Annotated in this window: 20 protein-coding genes and 1 pseudogene; 12 read left to right on the top strand and 9 right to left on the bottom strand. The window is 60.7% G+C overall.

The genetic code is table 11. From position 1 onward, the window contains the following. The first annotated feature begins 24 nt into the window (after nucleotides 1–24). The 3 genes from EI293_RS04165 to EI293_RS04155 all read left to right on the top strand — a co-directional run bounded on the left by EI293_RS04165 (nucleotide 25) and on the right by EI293_RS04155 (nucleotide 2,529). Nucleotides 25–984: an SMP-30/gluconolactonase/LRE family protein gene (locus tag EI293_RS04165; RefSeq protein WP_170170232.1), complete on the top strand. Its 960-nt coding sequence runs from the start codon at nucleotides 25–27 to the stop codon at nucleotides 982–984. Nucleotides 985–1,159: 175 nt separating this feature from the next. Continuing rightward, nucleotides 1,160–1,537, top strand: a complete 378-nt coding sequence (locus EI293_RS04160) for an antibiotic biosynthesis monooxygenase (RefSeq protein ID WP_125435875.1) — start codon at nucleotides 1,160–1,162, stop codon at nucleotides 1,535–1,537. A 32-nt stretch (nucleotides 1,538–1,569) separates the two neighbouring features. Continuing rightward, nucleotides 1,570–2,529: an MBL fold metallo-hydrolase gene (locus EI293_RS04155; protein ID WP_211339468.1), complete on the top strand. Its 960-nt coding sequence runs from the start codon at nucleotides 1,570–1,572 to the stop codon at nucleotides 2,527–2,529. 357 nt (nucleotides 2,530–2,886) lie between these two features. Here the strand turns inward: EI293_RS04155 and EI293_RS04150 are convergent. Together EI293_RS04150 and EI293_RS04145 are read right to left on the bottom strand one after the other, a co-directional pair. Then, nucleotides 2,887–3,129 (bottom strand): annotated as a pseudogene (locus EI293_RS04150) (hypothetical protein); the annotation flags it as partial. A 509-nt stretch (nucleotides 3,130–3,638) separates the two neighbouring features. Continuing rightward, nucleotides 3,639–3,941 carry a hypothetical protein gene (locus EI293_RS04145; protein ID WP_125435873.1) on the bottom strand — a complete coding sequence of 101 codons (303 nt, stop codon included), beginning with the start codon at nucleotides 3,939–3,941 and terminating at the stop codon, nucleotides 3,639–3,641. 52 nt (nucleotides 3,942–3,993) lie between these two features. Between EI293_RS04145 and EI293_RS04140 the strand changes: the two genes are divergently transcribed. The 4 genes from EI293_RS04140 (at nucleotide 3,994) to ytxJ (ending at nucleotide 7,305) form a co-directional block, all read left to right on the top strand. Continuing rightward, complete coding sequence (locus EI293_RS04140; protein WP_211339493.1) at nucleotides 3,994–5,982, top strand: alpha-ketoacid dehydrogenase subunit alpha/beta; 1,989 nt, start codon at nucleotides 3,994–3,996, stop codon at nucleotides 5,980–5,982. Between the two features lie 204 nt (nucleotides 5,983–6,186). Then, complete coding sequence (locus EI293_RS04135; RefSeq protein WP_125435871.1) at nucleotides 6,187–6,501, top strand: hypothetical protein; 315 nt, start codon at nucleotides 6,187–6,189, stop codon at nucleotides 6,499–6,501. Between the two features lie 87 nt (nucleotides 6,502–6,588). Further along, complete coding sequence (locus EI293_RS04130; protein WP_125435870.1) at nucleotides 6,589–6,924, top strand: hypothetical protein; 336 nt, start codon at nucleotides 6,589–6,591, stop codon at nucleotides 6,922–6,924. Between the two features lie 39 nt (nucleotides 6,925–6,963). After that, nucleotides 6,964–7,305 (top strand): bacillithiol system redox-active protein YtxJ, encoded by a 342-nt coding sequence (gene ytxJ / locus EI293_RS04125; RefSeq protein WP_125435869.1) that lies wholly within the window; start codon nucleotides 6,964–6,966, stop codon nucleotides 7,303–7,305. A gap of 116 nt (nucleotides 7,306–7,421) precedes the next feature. Here ytxJ and EI293_RS04120 read toward each other — a convergent pair whose 3' ends face one another. Continuing rightward, the gene (locus EI293_RS04120) at nucleotides 7,422–7,826 is read right to left on the bottom strand and encodes an OsmC family protein (protein ID WP_125435868.1); all 405 of its coding nucleotides are present in this window, start codon (nucleotides 7,824–7,826) and stop codon (nucleotides 7,422–7,424) included. 118 nt (nucleotides 7,827–7,944) lie between these two features. Between EI293_RS04120 and EI293_RS04115 the strand changes: the two genes are divergently transcribed. From EI293_RS04115 to EI293_RS04105, 3 genes are all read left to right on the top strand, one after another. Further along, on the top strand, nucleotides 7,945–8,742 hold the full coding sequence (locus tag EI293_RS04115) for a hypothetical protein (protein WP_125435867.1): 798 nt from the start codon (nucleotides 7,945–7,947) through the stop codon (nucleotides 8,740–8,742). 147 nt (nucleotides 8,743–8,889) lie between these two features. Next, a complete protein-coding gene (gene lipA, locus EI293_RS04110; protein ID WP_125436253.1) occupies nucleotides 8,890–9,783 on the top strand; it encodes a lipoyl synthase in 894 nt (297 codons plus the stop codon). A 39-nt stretch (nucleotides 9,784–9,822) separates the two neighbouring features. After that, nucleotides 9,823–10,374 carry a DUF805 domain-containing protein gene (locus tag EI293_RS04105; protein ID WP_125435866.1) on the top strand — a complete coding sequence of 184 codons (552 nt, stop codon included), beginning with the start codon at nucleotides 9,823–9,825 and terminating at the stop codon, nucleotides 10,372–10,374. A gap of 58 nt (nucleotides 10,375–10,432) precedes the next feature. Here EI293_RS04105 and EI293_RS04100 read toward each other — a convergent pair whose 3' ends face one another. Then, nucleotides 10,433–11,053 (bottom strand): DUF4136 domain-containing protein, encoded by a 621-nt coding sequence (locus EI293_RS04100; RefSeq protein WP_125435865.1) that lies wholly within the window; start codon nucleotides 11,051–11,053, stop codon nucleotides 10,433–10,435. A 215-nt stretch (nucleotides 11,054–11,268) separates the two neighbouring features. Here EI293_RS04100 and EI293_RS04095 point away from each other — a divergent pair, with 215 nt between their 5' ends. After that, nucleotides 11,269–11,562: an SH3 domain-containing protein gene (locus EI293_RS04095; RefSeq protein WP_125435864.1), complete on the top strand. Its 294-nt coding sequence runs from the start codon at nucleotides 11,269–11,271 to the stop codon at nucleotides 11,560–11,562. Nucleotides 11,563–11,661: 99 nt separating this feature from the next. Here the strand turns inward: EI293_RS04095 and gcvP are convergent, their stop codons facing one another. Continuing rightward, complete coding sequence (gene gcvP / locus EI293_RS04090) at nucleotides 11,662–14,586, bottom strand: aminomethyl-transferring glycine dehydrogenase (protein ID WP_125435863.1); 2,925 nt, start codon at nucleotides 14,584–14,586, stop codon at nucleotides 11,662–11,664. A 304-nt stretch (nucleotides 14,587–14,890) separates the two neighbouring features. Between gcvP and EI293_RS04085 the strand changes: the two genes are divergently transcribed. Then, complete coding sequence (locus tag EI293_RS04085; RefSeq protein ID WP_125435862.1) at nucleotides 14,891–16,102, top strand: NAD(P)-dependent oxidoreductase; 1,212 nt, start codon at nucleotides 14,891–14,893, stop codon at nucleotides 16,100–16,102. Nucleotides 16,103–16,379: 277 nt separating this feature from the next. Here the strand turns inward: EI293_RS04085 and EI293_RS04080 are convergent, their stop codons facing one another. The 4 genes from EI293_RS04080 to EI293_RS04065 all read right to left on the bottom strand — a co-directional run bounded on the left by EI293_RS04080 (nucleotide 16,380) and on the right by EI293_RS04065 (nucleotide 18,863). Continuing rightward, nucleotides 16,380–17,210 (bottom strand): DUF1206 domain-containing protein, encoded by an 831-nt coding sequence (locus tag EI293_RS04080; protein WP_125435861.1) that lies wholly within the window; start codon nucleotides 17,208–17,210, stop codon nucleotides 16,380–16,382. Between the two features lie 67 nt (nucleotides 17,211–17,277). Continuing rightward, nucleotides 17,278–17,724 (bottom strand): hypothetical protein, encoded by a 447-nt coding sequence (locus EI293_RS04075; RefSeq protein ID WP_125435860.1) that lies wholly within the window; start codon nucleotides 17,722–17,724, stop codon nucleotides 17,278–17,280. A 261-nt stretch (nucleotides 17,725–17,985) separates the two neighbouring features. Beyond that, on the bottom strand, nucleotides 17,986–18,204 hold the full coding sequence (locus EI293_RS04070) for a CsbD family protein (RefSeq protein WP_125435859.1): 219 nt from the start codon (nucleotides 18,202–18,204) through the stop codon (nucleotides 17,986–17,988). Between the two features lie 68 nt (nucleotides 18,205–18,272). Further along, on the bottom strand, nucleotides 18,273–18,863 hold the full coding sequence (locus EI293_RS04065; RefSeq protein ID WP_125435858.1) for a hypothetical protein: 591 nt from the start codon (nucleotides 18,861–18,863) through the stop codon (nucleotides 18,273–18,275). Nucleotides 18,864–18,886 lie beyond the last annotated feature (23 nt).

Here is an 18,886-nt window from a genome sequence, read left to right as displayed (position 1 = left end):
TTGGCTGGGCTAGCAACTGCCGCCATGCCTCCCGAAAGCCGCCTCACCCCCGACCTACCCACGCAGGGCAACTTCTTCGCCCCTACCACTCGGCCCACCGCCGTCTTCACGGGCGGGATAGGCACGGTATGCGAAGGGCCTGCCGTGGCTCCCGACGGCCGCGTGTTCTTCACTGACGTTACCGCCGACGACATGGGCGGACTGCTCTGGGTGTACGAACCGGCCACTGGCCAGACGCGCCAAGGTCGCCAGCCCAGCGGCAACGCCAGCGGGCTAGCCTTCGATGCAGCGGGCCACCTGGTAGTGGCCGAGGGACCGAACCGGGGCGGCGGCAAGCGCCTCAGTCGCCTCGATGTAGCCACCGGCCAGGCTACCCTACTGGCCGACCACTTCGAAGGCCGCCCCCTCAACGGTCCCAACGACCTCGCCCTCGACGCGCAGGGCCGGGTGTACTTCACCGACTCGCGCTACGGCAGCACCGAGCCGCTCACCCTACCCTGGATGGGCGTGTACCGCGTAGCGCCGGGTGGCCCCGTGGAGCTACTGGCGGCTGACCTGACCCGCCCCAACGGGCTGGTGTTCTCGCCCGACCGGCGCACGCTCTACGTGGGCAGCTACGACGCGCCCGGCGTGGGTATCTACGGCCCGCTGCCTGCCGATTACGCCGGCCCGGCTCCGCAGTCAGGCGGCGAGCTGCGGGCCTACGAGGTGTTGCCCGATGGCCGGCTGGCGGCCGGCCGCACGCTGGTGCGCTTCACGGGCGAAGGGCCGGACGGCCTAACAGTAGACGCGGCGGGCAACCTCTACGCCGCCGTAGCTAGCCGCCTCGTGGTGTACTCGCCGCAGGGCACGCGGCTGGCCGAGATGCCGATGCCCGTAAAAACCACCAACGTGTGTTTCGGCCACGGCCCCTACCGCCATACGCTTTACATCACGGCCGCCAAAGGGCTGTACACACTGCCCACCGTGCAGGCGGGCGAGTAGTAGCCGATGAGATTAGGGGCTGTTTGAAAAGTGTAAAAAGCCGTTTGAAAACTATGCGTTGACGCTCTTGGCTGGCGAGTAATTTTGTTGCCATACGCTACTGTTGATGCCCCTACTCACTTCCGGTTTTAGCCCGCGTTCGGCGCGGCCCCTAACTACTCGCCAACGCATCACCTTGGGAACCATCCTGGCAGCCCTGTCGCTGCTGCTACCCGGCTGCGTCCTGGCCCAAACCACGCAGGCCGACGGCACGCGCACCCAGGTGGCCACCATTATCGTGGAGGCCGCGCAGCTTGACCAGTACCGGATAGCCCTGCGAGAGGAGGTCGAAACCTCGCTACGCGTTGAGCCAGGCGTGCTGCTCTTCGCCGTGACCGACCAGCGGCACCCGACCCACATGACCATTCTGGAGCGCTGCGCCAGCGAGGCGGCCTGCATCCCTATGCAGGCCGTCCGAAGCCGCCAAGCACATGACCGGCTGGCAAGAACGTTCGGAAACAATGGCCTGCCCTGGCAGTATTTGCTGCCGCGAGGGCAAGCTGTTTTAAGCTAGTCATTTATTAGTCAACCCATTCACCTTTCGCCATGTCATTTCCGACACCTGACCCAACGACAACTACTACCAACTGCAGCTCGCTACGTGGGAGTACCAAGCTATTTGCCAGGGAGTTGCTGCTGGGAATAGGGTTGCTGCTGGCCAGTGCCATGGAAGTGCGAGGCCAGAATCCCCCCGGCCCGCCTAAAAAATATCAGGCCACGGCGGCTAAAACGCAGCCCTTCGGGGCGGCAGCGTTTAAGTCTTCCAACAAGACTACTCTGCGCTGGCTGGGAATGGGCGGCTTTTTCATCAACAGCCGGGGCACCAACCTCATGATTGACCCGGTGCTGGAAGGCTTTGATATGCCGCTGCTCATCAGCTACCCCATCCAGTCAAAGGAGGTGCCGCACTTGGCTGCCGTGCTGCTGACGCACGCCGACAATGACCATTACAGCGTGCCTACTACCGCCGGCCTGGCCCCCGTGACCAAGGTTTTCCATTCCACCGTATACGTGGACTCCCTACTGCAAAACCGCCGCCTGCCCGCCGAGGGACACGACATCGGCGACACGTTTAGCGTGGGCCGGGTGCAGGTGCGTCTCACCCCAGCCGACCACGCCTACCAGAATGCTTACCCCGGCATGAGCAAGCGGCGCTTCAAGAACGAAGATGCCTGCGGCTTCCTGCTGTCTACCCCCGACGGCACAGTGTGGGCTCCCGGCGACTCACGCCTGCTGGCCGAGCACCTGAGTATGCCCGCCCCGGATGCTATCCTATTTGACTTCTCCGACAGCGAGTGGCATTTCACGCTGGCCGGGGCGGTCAAAATCGCCAATGCCTACCCCAACACGCCCCTGCTGCTCAACCACTGGGGCTCGGTAGACGCGCCCGACTTCGCGCCCTTCAACGCTGACCCCGCCGTGCTGGCTAAGCTGGTGGTGAATCCGGGCCGTATCAAGGTGTTGGCCCCCGGCGAAGCCTATGTGCTGAAGCGAGTGAAGAGGTAATCAGGAACGGATACGGTAATAAAAGTGAGATGGTCTAACTAAGGCGAACAGAGTTAGGACGTTGTCTGAAGCTGGGTTTCGAAGTGGTTGGGTGAGCAGTAACCGAGGGCGGAATGCCGGCGTTCAGCATTGTAATAGGCGTTGCCCTGCCGGGCGTGGGTACGGAATGCCACCTACCCACAGCGGGTTCGGGGCTGTTGGGCCCGCAGGCCGTGCGCTTTGAGCACGCGGCGGATGCGCCAGCGGCCCACCGCATGGCTGGGCCTGCACTTCGGCCCGCAAGTGGCCCGCACTTCGGCCCGTGGCGGCGCTGGCGTATCGGGGCCTTCCCAACTCGCTGGGCGATGTAACGGGGGCTCACCAGGCCCCGAACTGGCCGAAGATGACCACGGCTTTTTTTAAAATACCCAGCTCCTGGGCCAGCCGTTTAGTGGCCACGCGCAGGGCCCGGACCTCTGGGGCGCGGGCCACTTCTACGTGGCCGACTTCGGCCACTACCTGAGCCTGCTGCCAGTGATAGAGCAGCTTCCGGCTGATGCCCAGATGCCGGGCGGGCGCCTGCGTACTGCGGCTCTCACTGGCCAGGCGCAGCGCTTCCTCTTTAAACGCTTCGCCCTATTTACACCGTTTGTCGGGCGACGTCCCGCTGGATTTTGCTGCCATCGACAGAAGAAATATACGTCCTTCTTCTGACCGCCTTGCCTAGAACAACTCGGGCGGACGTGTCGCCGAAATCAAGCAGGATATTGTTGAGGGTGGGCACCTGCTTTTCCAGCCGGTACAGGTGCCGGTCGATGAAGCCAAACAGCTGGCTGGCCGTGTCGGGGGTGAGCGTGAAGGATTCGGTTTCCTTGAGCTTTACCTCCTCCGGCGTGATGCTGGTTTTGTTGAGGTAGCTCTCGGGTAGGGCCCGTACACCTTCCAGCGGGTGCCGTCGGTGGCCAGCACGCGGAAATCCTCAGTCTGGTGGGAGTACCAGTTGCCGGCGAAATACTCCTGCAACTGGTACTCGGCGTGGCGCAGCTTGGCTGGAGCCTTTATATCCGATTCAAACTCGATGATGACCTTTTGGTACTGCGTTTCAGTGAAACCTGCCTTGTTTTTACTCGCTACAATTTATTTGCATTCAATACTTTATGCTCGGTCCTGTCGGTAAAATCGTTGATAATCGTGCGGGCTTCCTCGTCCTGGCCGAAGACCTGGTTGAGGTAATCGACAAACTGGAGTTTCTTGGCTTCCTCGATATTGGTGGCGGAGACGTGCTGGAAATAGTCGTTGGCAACGGATAGTGAGGTGGTAAGAAATCGGGAAAGCGGGAAAAACAGGCTGCTTTCAAAGGTACAGGGTGGCGATATTTTACAGCAGAACTTTATTTTCGGGAAAGCAGGATGCTGAGCGGGTGCTGTTTCCATCCCAACCAAACGTGTACTTTTGGCCCCACCCATCCAACTCAGCCGATTCCCGATGCACTTCGACCGGAAAGACTACTCGAACGAAACCCTGCTCCACCTCTACCAGCACCTGCTCAAGCCGCGCATGATTGAGGAGAAAATGCTCATTCTGCTCCGTCAGGGCAAAGTCAGTAAGTGGTTTTCGGGCATCGGGCAGGAGGCCATTTCGGTGGGCAGCACCCTGGCCCTGGATGCGGATGAGTACATTCTGCCGTTGCACCGCAACCTGGGCGTGTTTACGGGGCGCGATATTCCGCTGCACCAGCTGTTTGCGCAGTGGCAGGGCAAAATCAGCGGCTTCAGCAAGGGCCGCGACCGGTCGTTCCACTTCGGTACCAACGAGCACCACATCGTGGGCATGATTTCGCACCTGGGGCCGCAGCTGGCCGTGGCCGGCGGCATTGCCCTGGCCGATACGCTGGAAAACCGCCCCAAAGTAACCGTGACGTACAGCGGCGACGGCGGGGCTTCGGAAGGCGACTTCCACGAGGCCCTGAACGTGGCGGCCGTGTGGCAGCTGCCGGTCATCTTCATCATCGAAAACAACGGCTACGGCCTCAGCACCCCCAGCAACGAGCAGTTCCGCTTCCGCTATTTCGTGGACAAAGGCCCGGCCTACGGCATGGAAGCCGTGCAGGTAGACGGCAACAACGTGCTGGAAGTGTACGACACGGTGCGCCGCCTGACCGAGGATTTGCGCCAGAACCCGCGCCCCGTGCTGCTGGAGGCCCTCACCTTCCGGATGCGCGGCCACGAGGAGGCCAGCGGCACCAAGTACGTGCCCCAGGAGCTGTTCGAGCAGTGGGCCCAGAAAGACCCGGTGGAGAACTACGAAAAGTGGCTGCTGGCCGAGGGCATCCTCGACGAGGAAGCCCGCATGCGCTTCCGCGAAACCATCAAGCGCGAAATCGAGGAAGGCCTGCGCCTGGCTGACGCCGAACCCATGCCCACGGCTTCATTGGAGCAGGAAGTGGGCGACATGTACCGCGCCTTCGAGCCGGATTCGGCCCTGAATCTGCCAACTGACAACCCGCAACCGACAACCGATAAGCGCTACGTGGATGCCATCAGTGACGGGATGCGCCAGAGCATGGAGCGCTACCCCGAGCTGGTGCTTATGGGCCAGGATATTGCCGAGTACGGCGGCGTATTCAAGATTACCGACGGCTTCGTGGCCCAGTTTGGCAAGGGCCGGGTGCGCAACACGCCCCTGTGCGAGTCGGCCATTGTGGGCGCGGCGCTGGGCCTGAGCATCAAGGGCCGGAAGGCCATGGTGGAAATGCAGTTTGCCGATTTCGTGACCTGCGGCTTCAACCAGATTGTAAACAACCTGGCCAAAAGTCACTACCGCTGGGGCCAGAACGCCGACGTGGTAGTGCGCATGCCCACCGGGGCCGGCACCGCCGCCGGGCCGTTCCACTCGCAAAGCAACGAGGCCTGGTTCACCCACACGCCCGGCCTGAAAGTGGTGTACCCCAGCAACCCCGTGGATGCCAAGGGCCTGCTCTGCGCCGCCTTCGAGGACCCCAACCCCGTCATGTACTTCGAACACAAGCTGCTCTACCGCAGCATCTCGGCCCCCGTGCCCGATGCCTACTACACCACGCCCATCGGCAAGGCCGCGCTGGTGCGCGAGGGCGAGGAAATGAGCATCATTACCTACGGGGCGGGCGTGCATTGGGCGCTGGCGCTGGCCGAGGAAATCGGGCTGTCGGCGGATATTCTGGACCTGCGCACCCTGCTGCCCTGGGATGAAGAAGCCGTGCGCCGGACGGTGGAAAAAAACGGCCGCGTGATTCTGCTGCACGAGGACACCCTGACCGGCGGCCTGGCCGGCGAAATCGGGGCTTGGATTGCCGAGCACTGCTTCCGCAGCCTCGACGCACCCATCCTGCGCGTAGCTTCTCTGGATACAGCCGTGCCCTTCGCGCCCCCGCTGGAAAAGCAGTTCCTGCCCCAGCAGCGCCTCCGCGAAGCCGTGGCCAAGCTGCGCAGCTACTAGCCCGTGCCGGTCCGGCGGCCGCAGGCCGTCGGGCCGGTTGCCGTTCGGGTTGTTGAATGTCATTGGAGTTGCCGTCCGCTCACGTTGAACCGGCCCCGCCCGAATGGCCCGAACGACAACCGGCCCGACAGCCTGCGGCTGCCAGACCGGAGCATTCCGTAATTTGCCGCGCTAATCCGCTGCCCGGCAGAACTCTTACCTAACATGAAATCATCCGGTCCTTTTCGTCGTCTGAGTGTAGGTCTGCTGGCTGCTTCGTTGCTGCTGGCCGCGCCGGCCTGCCACAGCTACCGGATTCCGAACCCCCAAGGCCCGCCCCAGCCCAAGTCGAAAAAGGCCAAGAATCCCGACAACGAATCGGCCGACGGCCGGGCGCTGGACGTAGAGAAGGAGGCCGTGAAAACCCAGAAGAACAGCTACGATAAACAGGGCCTGCTCAAGAAGCCCAAAATGGAGCGCCGCCGCCTGAAGCGTAAAGTGGGCCAGCGCAAATTCCTGGGGATTACGCTGCCGTTTTAAACAAATCGGCCGTTTCCCGCTCTCATTACCGCAGCCGGTACCGGCTGCGCCCGTGTCGCCACTTCTCCCACCGTTCTACGCTACTGTATGCGCTACTTCCTGTTCAACACGTTGCTGCTGCTGGGTCTCGCCAGCACGCCGGCCTGGGCCCAGTTGGAATCTACCAGTCCGGCCCAGCAACGCGCCGCCAACCGCAAGGCCCTGCGCGACGCCGACAAGTTTAACGCCAAGTACAAAGACTCGCACCTGACCGTGACCAAGGAGGAACTCAAACACCAGGGCGCGGGCAAGCAGGAGGTGCTGGCCCCGCCGCCCGGGCAGGCTAGCTACCAGTTCGACCGGGACGGCACGCCCCGCGTAAGCGAACCATCCCGCATCAGTTTGCGTCTGCGGAAGAAGCGCGACGTGACCCGGGTGCAATAACCCCGGCGCAATACATCATTCAGTGACTTTCCTTTTCCTATGACCCCCTGGCAACCCCTCACCCAATCCGAGCAGCTCACCGACATCGTCCGCGAATCGTTTGAGCAGCCGGTTATCATCTTCAAGCACAGCACCACCTGCTCCATTAGCGCGGCAGCCAAGGGCAAGGTAGAGCGGCAGTGGGCCGATGCCGGCCTCGGCAACGCTAAAATCTATTACCTCGATCTGCTGCGCTTCCGCCCCATTTCCCAGGAAATAGCCCAGAAGTTCAGCGTTCAGCACGAGTCGCCCCAGCTGCTGCTCATCCAGAACGGCGAATGCACCCTCGACTCCTCGCACATGGCCATCAAGCTCAGCGAGGTGAAGGAACTGGTGAAATAGTGAGATGGGGATTTAGCAAGTTAGTGACTTAGCGAGTTTGATGTTCTGGCGGCTCAGTTTATACAGCTGGCACATGCAGAACGTCAAACTCGTTAAGTCACTAACTTGCTAAATCACTACTCATAAAGGAACCGAACTTCCTGGCGGATTTCCGGGTTCAGACTCAGAGCTACCGGACAGGTGCGGGCGGCGTTTTCGAGGATGGTGCGCTCCTTTTCCGGGAGCGAGGCCGGCAACCGGAACGTCACGTCAAGCTGCCCGATGCGGCGGGGTTCGGCCAGCATGTGCTTGGTCACGTCCCAGCTCACGCCCGTCAGGTCCACGCCGTGCCGTTCGGCCACGATGCCCATAATGGTCATCATGCAGGAGCCCAGTGCGGCACTCACGAGGTCGGTGGGGGAGAAGGCCTCACCCCGGCCGTGGTTATCCACGGGCGCATCGGTGAGAATAGTATTGCCCGAGGCTACGTGGGTAGCTTCGGTGCGCAGGTGGCCGGCGTAGCGGGCAGTGGCTGTGCTCATGGTATGGTGAAATTAGAACCTAAGTATGCACGCAAATTTACGTACTTTCGATAGGGTTGGCGGCCGGAAGCTGCTGAGCCGGCATTCTTCCCACCGCTTTTCTATTTCCCTGCAACCCGTGCGTATTTCGCTTGTTTTCGGCAGCAGCCTGCTGCTGGCTATGTTGGGAGCCGGGACTACGGTTCAGGCTCAGCAAACCCAAACTTCGGCTTCCAGCAACGATGAGCCATCCTACCGCAAGGAGTTTACCTACGGCATCAACTTCAACACCCGGGGTGGCCTGATTGGCGGGGCCTCCGTGCGGTCCACGCGTCTGCTCAATCAGGACTGGCTGCGGTTCTGGAGCATCGAAGCGGTGGAGATAAAGCACCCCAAGGAGCAGAAAGTAGGCACCCAGTACGGTGGCACCATTGTGTATGGCAAGAGCAACTACATGTTTGCTATTCGCCCTTCGGTGGGTATTCAGCGGGTTATTTTTCGTAAAGCGCCCGACTCGGGTGTGCAGGTCAACGGACTGCTGAGCGGCGGGCCTTCCATTGGCCTAGTGATGCCCTATTACATCAGCTACGATTACTCCGACCGGACCAGTAACCCCACTGCGCCGGCCACCGACATCCGCAATGAGCAGTACGACCCCATGATTCATCGTAACGAAGGCGCCATTGTGGACCGCGCCCCGCTGTTTTCGGGTGTGGGTGAAACCAAGGCGCTGATAGGGGCGCACATCCGGGGCGCGTTAAGCTTCGAATATGGCCGCTACCGCGACGCCGTGGCGGGAGTAGAAGTGGGTGCCTTGGTAGAGGCTTACTCCAAAGCCCCGCCCATCATTCGGGTAGCAGGTGTGTCGGATGAGTCGCTCAACGACCGGTTTTTGCCCTCTGTGTATCTAACAGTTTACCTCGGCAGTCGAAACTAAGGACTGCCAGGAGTATCGGCCCCGGCCTTATCAGGGCCGGGGCCGATGCTTTTACCGCCGCGCCGAAACCCCCGGCCCGGTGGAATTGTCTTACCAGTGGAATTTTCCGCTACTCATTCCTCTTACCTTTGCAACATGGATGAACTGTTGCTGACTCTGCCCATCATTCAGCCCGAGGCGGCTGCCCCCGCCAAGTCGCGCAAACCCGATTGGTTGCGCGTGAAGCTACCCGTGGGACCCGCCTACGCCAATGTCCGCCGTTTGGTGGATGAACATAAGCTGCATACCATCTGCGAAAGCGGCAACTGCCCCAACATGGGCGAGTGCTGGGGCGCGGGTACGGCCACGTTCATGATTCTGGGCAACGTGTGTACGCGTTCCTGCTCCTTCTGCGCCGTGGCTACCGGCCGCCCCAACGAGTACGACCTGGACGAGCCGCGCCGTGTGGCCGAAGCTATTCAGCTAATGGGCGTGAAACACGCCGTGCTAACCAGCGTGAACCGCGACGAGCTGAAGGATCGGGGTGCTAGCGTATGGTACGAAACCGTAGTGCAAACCAAGCAGCTCAGCCCTGCCACCACCATCGAAACCCTGATTCCGGACGTGAAGGCCAACTGGGCCGCGCTGGAAACCATGATTGCCGGTGGCCAGGAAGTAGTGTCGCACAACATGGAAACCGTGGGCAGCCTCTACCGCCTCGTACGCCCCCAGGCCAAATACGACCGGAGCCTGGAGCAGATCCGGCGCACTAAGGAAGCCGGCAAGCGCACCAAATCGGGCATTATGCTGGGCCTGGGCGAAAAGCAGGACGAAATGTACCAGGCCATGGACGACCTCGTAGCTAATGGCCTCGACATCCTAACGCTGGGCCAGTACCTGCAGCCGACCAAGCGCCACATTGAAGTAGCCGAGTTTATTCATCCCGACCTTTTCGCGCATTACAAGGAAGAAGGCTTACGCCGGGGCCTGAAGTATGTGGAAAGCGGCCCGCTGGTGCGGTCCAGCTACCACGCCGAGCGCCACGTTAACGTGCCAATTTAAGCCTTCACTTCCTCTGCAAGTTCTTACCCCGCTTCTGTCGTGCAGAGGCGGGTTTTTTTGTGTGGGTATCATGCTTGCATCAGACGTAGGAAAACGGGTAGCTTTGGCAGCGGCAGCAGGTATCGGCTGGTTTTCAGCGGCTGCAGAAGTAAAGTGTATTCTATCCAGCTATTGGTAAGTCGAAAAGTGAAAGAGTTTTTTCTGTTCCGGGGGCGGTTGCGCCGACGGGCCTTTTGGGGTAGAGTAAGCGGCATTTATGCCGTGGCGGTTGGTTTGTACGCTACACTATGCTACCTGGTACTACAACATGCCGCCGACCCGGACCTGGCAGAACTGCTAAGCTACCTGCTGGTGCTGCTGGCCAGTGTTCTGGTAATTGTGCAGACGGTAAAGCGGCTGCATGATACCGGTTTATCGGGCTGGTGGTGGTGGCTGCTGATAGTGCCGTGGGTGGGAAATGCCTTCGGCATTGGGATTCCGCTGGTTGATGGTACTTCCGGTGCTAACCGTTTCGGACCCGACCCCAAAGGCCGGCCCGGGGCATCCCTACCTGGCGCTGTTGGGGTAGCAATGCAAGATACTGAGACGTAAAAAGGGCAGTTGCGCTACCGCAACTGCCCTTTTCATTCTTCATGCTAACAGTATCGGTTTACCGGCTGGCCTGGGAAGGCTGCCCATCCTGAGGCGGATAGTTCCCCAGAATACTGGTGACAATGCGCTGCACTTCAGCTTCTGAAATGGTCTGCTGATCTACCTGAGCCTGACCCTGGCCGCGCCAGGCCAACTCTTTGCGCTTGGCATCCACGAAGTCCAGAATAACGGTGCCGGCTTTATAATCGGTGACGTAGCCGCCGCGGTTGTACAGGCTGCCGTACCCGTAGCCATACCCGTAGTAAGGGAAGCCGTATGGCCCGTATGCCCCACCGGTAGCCCGCTGTTTCTCCTCCACGCGGGCACTATAGGCTACGTATACATCCGGATTTTTCTCCACCATCGCCAAGCCCTTCTGAGCCAGCTGCTGCTCTACTGCCATGCGGATGCGCTTATCCAGAAACGATTCGTAGCCTTTGGCCGGGCCGCCTTCTGTGTCAGTGGGCTGCTGCGGATACCAGGCCCAGGTTCTGTAAGCGCGGAAGTTTACGGAATGGTCAAAATCGGAAGTGACGCCTACGCGCGCAGTCGTGGTGCAGCTGCTGACGCCCAGCAGCAGACTCAGGCCAAAAGCTGAAAGGGCCAGCGGCCGGGCTAAAAAACGGGAAATGCGGTTCATATGGGAAAGGAAATCAGTGGGTTGAAGAGCACTGGCAACATATGCGGTAGCATCGGCAAGCGGCTCTGTCTGGTAAACGCTGTAGCATATACGGTCGTTCCCGGTTGGAATGCTGCTTACCGAATAATTATCAGCGGATTACCCTCGGTATATTCCTTTTCATCTCGAAATATCTCTATCTTTTGCAAAGCAAATCTTTCTCGCGTTCTGTATTTATGAAAAAACTCCTACTCTGTTGCGGTAGCTTGGCTTTGTTGGCGTCCTGCAGTGCCTCCAAAGACGAATCCCGCTCCAACCGCACCTCTACCACTCCGGTCGCCCACAATACCGTGGTCGAGTGTATTCTGTATGATGGCATGACCAAAGATTCGCCGCAGCTGACCACCATCGGTTCCGGTAATGAAGTGCAGGTGATGGATACCGTGGATGCGTACTTCCTGAAAGTGCGCGTAACAGCCAACGGCAAAACGCAGAACGGCTACATGTACCGCACCTGCTTCAGCAAGTAAGTTTAGTGCCTACTTCTTAGAAAATGCACAAATGCAAAGAGGCCCCGCCGTAACCCGGCGGGGCCTCTTTTATACACGTTAAGCACTAAGCATTAAGCACTAATACGACGGGCCTTTGTCGGTTTCCACCAACTTTTCCTCCGCATCGGTGTATTGCTCGATGGGGGTGCAGGAGCAGATCAGGTTCCGGTCGCCGTAGGCCGAGTCGATGCGGGACACGGTGGGCCAGAACTTGTAGGTGCGGGCGTAGTCGGTGGGATACACGGCCTGCTCGCGGGAGTACGGACGCTCCCATTCGTGCACCAGCACGGTGGCGGCGGTGTGCGGGGCGTGCTTGAGCACGTTGTCCTTAGCATCGGCGCGGCCGGCTTCTACCTCGGCAATTTCCTTGCGGATGCTGATCATGGCCTCAATGAAGCGGTCCAGCTCCTCCTTACTTTCCGATTCGGTCGGCTCGATCATCAGGGTGCCGGCTACCGGGAAGCTCACCGTGGGCGCGTGGAAACCGTAGTCCATCAGGCGCTTGGCAATGTCTTCCACCTCGATGCCGGCCTTTTTGAAATGGCGGCACTCCAGAATCATCTCGTGGGCACAGCGGCCGTTCGAGCCGGTGTAGAGCACGGGGTAGTGCTCCTCCAGACGGGCCTTAATGTAATTGGCGTTCAGGATGGCGATGCGCGTGGCCTGCGTCAGCCCTTCGCCGCCCATCATGTTGATGTAAGCGTAAGAAATCGGCAAGATGCTGGCCGAGCCCCAGGGAGCCGAGGTAACGGCACCGGCCGTGCGGCCGTCGGCGTTTACCAGCACGTGGCCCGACAAGTAAGGAGCCAAATCAGCTACTACGCCGATGGGGCCTACGCCGGGTCCGCCGCCGCCGTGCGGGATGCAGAACGTTTTATGCAGGTTCAGGTGGCACACGTCGGCCCCGATGGTGGCGGGCGAGGTCAGGCCCACCTGGGCGTTCATGTTGGCGCCGTCCATGTACACGCGGCCGCCGTGCTGGTGAATGGTGGCGCAGATGTCGATGATGGTTTCCTCGTACACGCCGTGCGTGCTCGGGTAGGTCACCATCAGGCAGCTCAGACGGTCGGCGTACTGCTCGGCCTTGGCCTTCAGGTCAGCTACGTCAATGTTGCCTTCCTCGGTGCTTTTCACCACCACTACCGTCATGCCGGCCATAACGGCCGAGGCGGGGTTGGTGCCGTGGGCCGAAGCCGGAATCAGGGCCACATTGCGGTGTTGGTCGCCGCGGGCATCGTGGTAGCCTTTGATGGCCAGCAGGCCGGCGTACTCGCCCTGGGCACCCGAGTTGGGCTGCAGCGAAACGGCGTCGAAGCCCGTCACCTCACACAGCCACTTCTCCAGGTCGTGGAAGATTTCGGTGTAGCCGGCGGCCTGCTCGCGCGGGGCGAAGGGGTGCAAGCCACCAATTTCGGGCCAGGTCACCGGAATCATCTCGGCGGTGGCGTTGAGCTTCATGGTGCACGAGCCGAGCGAAATCATGGAGTGAGCCAGGCTCAGGTCCTTGTTTTCCAGTTGCTTCATGTAGCGCAGCATCTCGTGCTCGGAGTGGTGCGAGTTGAAGATGGGGTGCGTAAGGTACTCGCTCTTGCGGATCAGGTTGTCGGTCCAGGTCACCTCCACCTCGTCGGCCTGGGCTACTTGGCGCACGTCGCGGCCCAGCACTTTGCTGAACACAGCCACGATATCCTGCACGTCCTCAATTTCGGTGTTCTGGTTGAGCGAGATGCCCACGCGGGCCGTGCCGTCCTGCTCGAAGTAGCGGAAGTTGATGCCTGCCGACTCGGCTTCCGTGCGGATGGCCGTCTGCAGCTCCTTGCTTTCCAGCTGGATATCGAGCGTGTCGAAGTAGAATTCGTTGGCCTGCTCCAGACCCAGGGCGTGCAGCTCGGCGTCGAGGGTGCGGGCGAGGGCGTGGACGTTGGAGGCAAACTGGCGGATGCGCTGCGGGCCGTGGTACACGGCGTACATGCCGGCCAGCACCGACAGCAGCACCTGGGCGGTGCAGATGTTGCTGGTAGCTTTTTCGCGGCGGATGTGCTGCTCGCGGGTTTGCAGGGCCATGCGGTAGGCCTTGTTGCCGGCCGCGTCGATGCTCTGGCCGATGATGCGGCCGGGAATTACGCGCTTGAAAGCGTCTTTGGTAGCCAGGAAGCCGGCGTGCGGTCCACCGTAGCCCATCGGCACGCCGAAGCGCTGGGAGTTGCCCACCACGGCGTCGGCACCCATCTCGCCAGGAGGCGTGAGCAGCGTCAGGGACAGCAAATCGGCGGCCACGGTCACGAACAGGTTGTTGTCGTGGGCTTTCGATATGAAGTCGGTGTAGTCGTACACGGCGCCGTCGGCGGCGGGATACTGCAGGATAGCGCCGAACAGGGTTTCGTCGGTGAGGTCGGCGGTGCGGTGGTCACCTACTACCAGCTCAATGCCGATGGGCGTGGCGCGGGTGCGCAGCACGTCGATGGTCTGGGGCAGCACCTGCTCCGACACGAAGTAGCGGGTGGCGTTTTTCTTCTTGCTCAGCGAGTGGAACATGTGCAGCGTTTCGGCGGCGGCGGTTCCTTCGTCGAGCAGGGAGGCGTTGGCAATTTCCAGGCCCGTGAGGTCAATTATCATCGTCTGATAATTGATCAGGGCTTCGAGGCGGCCCTGGGCAATTTCGGCCTGGTAGGGCGTGTAGGCGGTGTACCAGCCCGGGTTTTCCAGAATGTTGCGCTGAATCACGGCCGGCAGCTGGGTATCGTGGTAGCCCAGGCCGATGTAGTTTTTGAACAGCTTATTCTTGCCGGCAATGCCTTTGAACTTCGCCAAAAAAGCCCGCTCCGTGAGGGCAGCGGGCAGGTTCAGCGGCTTCTTGAGGCGGATGGCGGCCGGCACGGTTTCGTCGATGAGCTGGTCAATCGACTCCACGCCGATAACGCGCAGCATCTCGGCTACGGCAGCTTCGTCGGGGCCGTTGTGACGGTCCACGAACACATCGGCGGGCTTGGTCTTCAGCAACATAAAAAGATGGGTGAGGGTGGCAACAAACAGCCCCGGGAAGGAGCCCTGACAAAGGTAGCGCGAAAAGGCTTCACCCTTAAACCGATAAACCGGCAAATGTTTCGGGCCGCCGTTCCCCGGTCCGACGCGCAGCGTCTGACCGGTTGGCTGCGTGCTTACCGGGCAACGAGGCCAACCGGGCGGCCTCACTCCACATGAGAAGCGCGGCAGTCAGCGGGCGGCAACCGGTCGGACGCTGCGCGTCGGACCGGGACTCAACAATTTTCCGCAGATTTAGCCCCCGAACTTCCCATCCCCACTCCGTATGCGTCCCATTACCATTGGCCTGATCCGCGAAGGCAAAACCCCGCCCGACAAGCGCGTGCCGCTCACGCCCAAAAAATGCACCGAGGCCGAAGCCCGCTTCCCTGACCTGCGCATCGTAGCCCAGGAAAGCCCCATCCGCTGCTTTTCCGACGACGAGTACCGCGCCGCCGGCATTGCGGTGCGCCCCGATGTAGCGGACTGCGACATTCTGATGGGCGTGAAGGAAGTGCCCGTGGCGCAGCTCATTCCTAATAAAACCTACCTGTTCTTCTCGCACACCGTCAAGAAGCAGCCCGCGAACCGGGAGCTGCTGCGGCAGGTGCTGGCCAAGAACATCACGCTGATTGACTACGAGCTGCTCACCAATGAAAACGGGGAGCGGATTGTGGCCTTTGGGCGCTGGGCCGGCATTGTGGGGGCCTACAATGGCCTGCTCACCTACGGCCGCAAGCACGGCCTCTACGAGCTGAAACCGGCCTACGAGTGCGTGGACATGGAGGACATGCAGGAGGAGTTTTTCAAGGTGAAGAAGCTGCCGCCCATTAAGATGGTCGTGACCGGCTCGGGCCGGGTGGCCCAGGGCGCGGTGGAGGTGCTGAACCTGATGGGCATCCGGCGCGTGAGCGTGTACGACTACTTGTACCTCGACTTCAACGAGCCGGTGTACACTCAGCTGCGCTCATCCGACTACAACCGCCGCCGCGACGGCCGCGTGTGGGATACGCCCGATTTCCACCGCAACCCGCAGGAGTACGAAAGCACGTTCCGCAACTTCCTGCCCGTTACCAATCTGCTCATTGCCTGCGCCTACTGGCACCCGGCTGCCCCGCGTCTGTTCGAGGAAGCCGACACCTGCCGCGCCCACTTCCGCATCGACACCATTGCCGACGTGACCTGCGACGTGGACGGCTCCATTCCGGTCACCAAGCGCAGCAGCACCATCCAGGAGCCCGCCTTCGACTACAACTGCCAGACCGGCGAGCTGGAGCCGGCCTACTCGCGGCCTGGCAACCTCACCATCATGGCCGTGGACAACCTGCCCTGCGAGCTGCCCCGCAACGCCTCCCGCGACTTCGGTCGCCAGCTCCTCGACAACGTGCTGCCCCACCTCATCCACGAAGGCACCGACGCCGTTATCGAGCGCGCCACCATTGCCCGCAACGGCCAGCTCACCGAGCGATACCAATACCTGCAGGATTACGTGGCGTGAGGCTTAGTAGTCAGTTGCTGGATGAGTGGCGGAGAGTTCTTCGTTCTGGCGGGCGCCTCACCCCCTGACTCCCTCTCCGAAAAGGAGAGGGGGCACCGGTTACGCTTCGGGCATCTGCTGCTTCCTTCCTTTTCAAAGAGAAGAGGAAGTGGCGCCCGGTAGAAAGATCTGCTTGTCAACAAACAACCGGACACCAAAAAGCCAGTGGCACGCCACTGGCTTTTTGGTGAAATCGGAATGAGCCAAGCCCCATTGATAGGCTACTCCGTTTGTGTTCTTAGATCCGGCGTAGCACGGGGTATTTGGCTTGTACCAGCATGTAGAGGCCGTAGGCCATCAAACCCAGCGCCACAATGCCGAGTACAACCGGGCCCATGCTGGCCAGCAGGTCAAACGCCTCGTCGGTGCTGCCCACGGCGGCGGCACGCGATTGGCGGCCGGCCTGCACGAAGAAGTAGCCGATAATGGCCATCACAACGCCCCGGGCCGTGTAGCCGAGCTGGCCCAAGCGGTACACCGTGTTCTGCTGCCCGCCGGGGATGTCGGAGCCGTTTACGTCTTTGTGGAACTTGCCCGAGTAGGCCTTATAAATCTGGTAGATGCCGCTGCCGATGATGGCCACGCCGACTAGGATGATGATCCAGTCGCCGCCAGGCCAGCCAAGGACGCGGGCCGTGAGGGTTTGCTGGGTGTTGCCGCCCGCGTCGGCCGAGCCATTCATGGCCAGCTTGGCGGCGTACCAGGCCAGACTGGCGTACAGCAGCCCACTGGCCGCAAACCCGATGCGCCGGCCGATGCCCTTGGCGTCGCCGCCCTTGCTCTCGGTATCAGCCACGGCCTGCGTAAAGCGCCACACAATGTAGCCCAGCAGCCCGAAGGCAATGAGGCCCAGCAGCACCGGCCCGCCGGGCAGGCTCTGGACGGTCAGGACGGCCTGCTTTTTATCGGCCGTCTGGCCACCCTGCTGGCCAGTGGCGGCCAGTAGCGCCAGTACGCCCATCAGCAGGTATACGGTGCCTTTGGCGGCAAACCCGAAGCGGGCCAGTGCCCGGATGCCGCCCGAGGGCGAAGTGGGCACGGCGGCCCGTAGGGTATCGGAAGTTGACATAGGAAAAGAAAAAGGGTGCAGCAGGAGAATGGCCACTGGCCACCCGCTGCCATACGTAAAACGCTCTTTAAAGGCTGGCCCGCCGGCCGCCCAGCAGCCCCGGCGGGTGATAAATACGCGCCCCGAGCCGCAGTAGCGCCCTGTTTTCCGGCAGATTGAGCGTCAGCAACGGTTTGCCCCGGGCGGCCTCACTTTGCAGCAGCCGTTCCACGTTGCCGCCGGGCCGCATGTAGGGCACAAAGAACCGGTCGGCCAGATCGGTGATAAGCAGGTTACGGATATTAGCCGTTTCCTGCGTAACGGTGGTTACGTCCGGCTCAAAAGGTGTGAGGAACAGCAGCCGGCCCAGCTGTAAGTCTCGCTCATAGTCCAGCGGCATGGAGGGCTGAATACCACGGCCCAGCGCATATACGATAGGCTGTTGCATATCCCGCCGCAAAAACCGGAAGATGGCCTGCTCCAGCCGCGAGTGAAATCCCGACAGTACGCAGTAGCCCAGTTGCCGCTGTTCCATTGCCCACAGATATGCTACCCGCTCAATACTGATCGGGTAATCACGGGAACAGAAAAAAGCCGTTTTCGGTAATCTGAGCAGGGCCGTGTTTCCCAGGGTGCGCAACTCCTCTACTGCTGTGACCATACTGCTCTGAAGTAATTAAAGCTATAAATAATATTGAATAGTTAATATTATTTATAAAAAGTAAGGGCAAAAAATAACCCGGCACCACGCGGGTGTCGGGTTATTTTATATCAGAAAAGCACCGAGTGCCTTGCCTTAGAAAGTGCGCTGGAACCAGTGCTTGATATCGTCAATGGTTTCGCCGGTTTTCTGCTGCAGACGGCCATACCACTCATCCTGCTTACCTTCTTCGTAATGCAGGTCGTCGTCGGTGAGGTTGCTCCACTTTTGTTTGGCTTCTCCTTTGATTTCGTTCCAGTTGCCGCGTGCGCGCAGCTCGGTAGCGTCGTCGATGCCGTTGTTATTAGCGTCCATGGTGGTAGGGTTTTGGATGAGAATGTACCCGTTGTACGGTGGGGTTTGGTGGGAGGTTGTGGGCCGGCTCAGTTAAATCCCAACGAGGCTATCAGTACCGCCGCCAACACGACTATCGTGCCCACGCCGGCCCCAAAGCCCCCGGCCGCACTCCCGATTTTCTTGTTCTGTGCCTGCCGCCGGTAGCCCTGCACGTAGTCGGGATTCTTGAGCAAGTCCGCGTCGGGCACGATGAAATTTCGGGGATTCGGCTGCACTAGGCTCACAGCCAAACCGGTGGCCACGCCTCCGTAACCCGTTACTACAGTGGCAGCATACGTACCCCAAAAAACTCCCGACGCTCTGAAATGGGTGCGGGCATCGCGCCGGCCCTGGGCGTAGGCAGCCTCTTTCGTCAGGCCGGGTGCCGGAGCGGCTGTTGGAGCGGCTGCCGGATGGTTCAATACTTCTTTGGTGCCATTGGCATACCGGATCAGAAACACTTGGATGGCGGCCAGGCGGAGCGTATCGGCCGTGGGGGTTACGTACGTGACCAGTTCGGGCGTGATGGCCAGCACTTTGCCGGTCCGCTCCTCGCCGTTGGTTTGCAGAATTACGTCCTGAGCGGCGGCGCGCAGGGTCAGGAGCAGACTCCCGAAGAGCAGTAGAAAAAAGCGCATAAAGCAAAGAAGGAAAGGCAGAA

The organism is Hymenobacter perfusus, assembly GCF_003944765.1.
Lineage (GTDB): Bacteria > Bacteroidota > Bacteroidia > Cytophagales > Hymenobacteraceae > Hymenobacter > Hymenobacter perfusus.
Note: the sequence above shows the minus strand (reverse complement) of the source record. Positions and strands in the feature narration are given on the sequence as shown.

Coding starts and splice junctions, on each gene's coding strand:
- EI293_RS04075 (WP_125435860.1), bottom strand. CDS start 17,724: ATGGAACAGCGGCAACTGGGCTACTGCGTACTGTCGGGATTTCACTCG.
- EI293_RS04065 (WP_125435858.1), bottom strand. CDS start 18,863: ATGCGCTTTTTTCTACTGCTCTTCGGGAGTCTGCTCCTGACCCTGCGC.
- EI293_RS04135 (WP_125435871.1), top strand. CDS start 6,187: ATGAAATCATCCGGTCCTTTTCGTCGTCTGAGTGTAGGTCTGCTGGCT.
- gcvP (WP_125435863.1), bottom strand. CDS start 14,586: ATGTTGCTGAAGACCAAGCCCGCCGATGTGTTCGTGGACCGTCACAAC.
- ytxJ (WP_125435869.1), top strand. CDS start 6,964: ATGACCCCCTGGCAACCCCTCACCCAATCCGAGCAGCTCACCGACATC.
- EI293_RS04120 (WP_125435868.1), bottom strand. CDS start 7,826: ATGAGCACAGCCACTGCCCGCTACGCCGGCCACCTGCGCACCGAAGCT.
- EI293_RS04070 (WP_125435859.1), bottom strand. CDS start 18,204: ATGGACGCTAATAACAACGGCATCGACGACGCTACCGAGCTGCGCGCA.
- EI293_RS04100 (WP_125435865.1), bottom strand. CDS start 11,053: ATGAACCGCATTTCCCGTTTTTTAGCCCGGCCGCTGGCCCTTTCAGCT.
- EI293_RS04145 (WP_125435873.1), bottom strand. CDS start 3,941: ATGGAAACAGCACCCGCTCAGCATCCTGCTTTCCCGAAAATAAAGTTC.
- EI293_RS04165 (WP_170170232.1), top strand. CDS start 25: ATGCCTCCCGAAAGCCGCCTCACCCCCGACCTACCCACGCAGGGCAAC.
- EI293_RS04095 (WP_125435864.1), top strand. CDS start 11,269: ATGAAAAAACTCCTACTCTGTTGCGGTAGCTTGGCTTTGTTGGCGTCC.
- EI293_RS04085 (WP_125435862.1), top strand. CDS start 14,891: ATGCGTCCCATTACCATTGGCCTGATCCGCGAAGGCAAAACCCCGCCC.
- EI293_RS04140 (WP_211339493.1), top strand. CDS start 3,994: ATGCACTTCGACCGGAAAGACTACTCGAACGAAACCCTGCTCCACCTC.
- EI293_RS04080 (WP_125435861.1), bottom strand. CDS start 17,210: ATGTCAACTTCCGATACCCTACGGGCCGCCGTGCCCACTTCGCCCTCG.
- EI293_RS04130 (WP_125435870.1), top strand. CDS start 6,589: ATGCGCTACTTCCTGTTCAACACGTTGCTGCTGCTGGGTCTCGCCAGC.
- EI293_RS04155 (WP_211339468.1), top strand. CDS start 1,570: ATGTCATTTCCGACACCTGACCCAACGACAACTACTACCAACTGCAGC.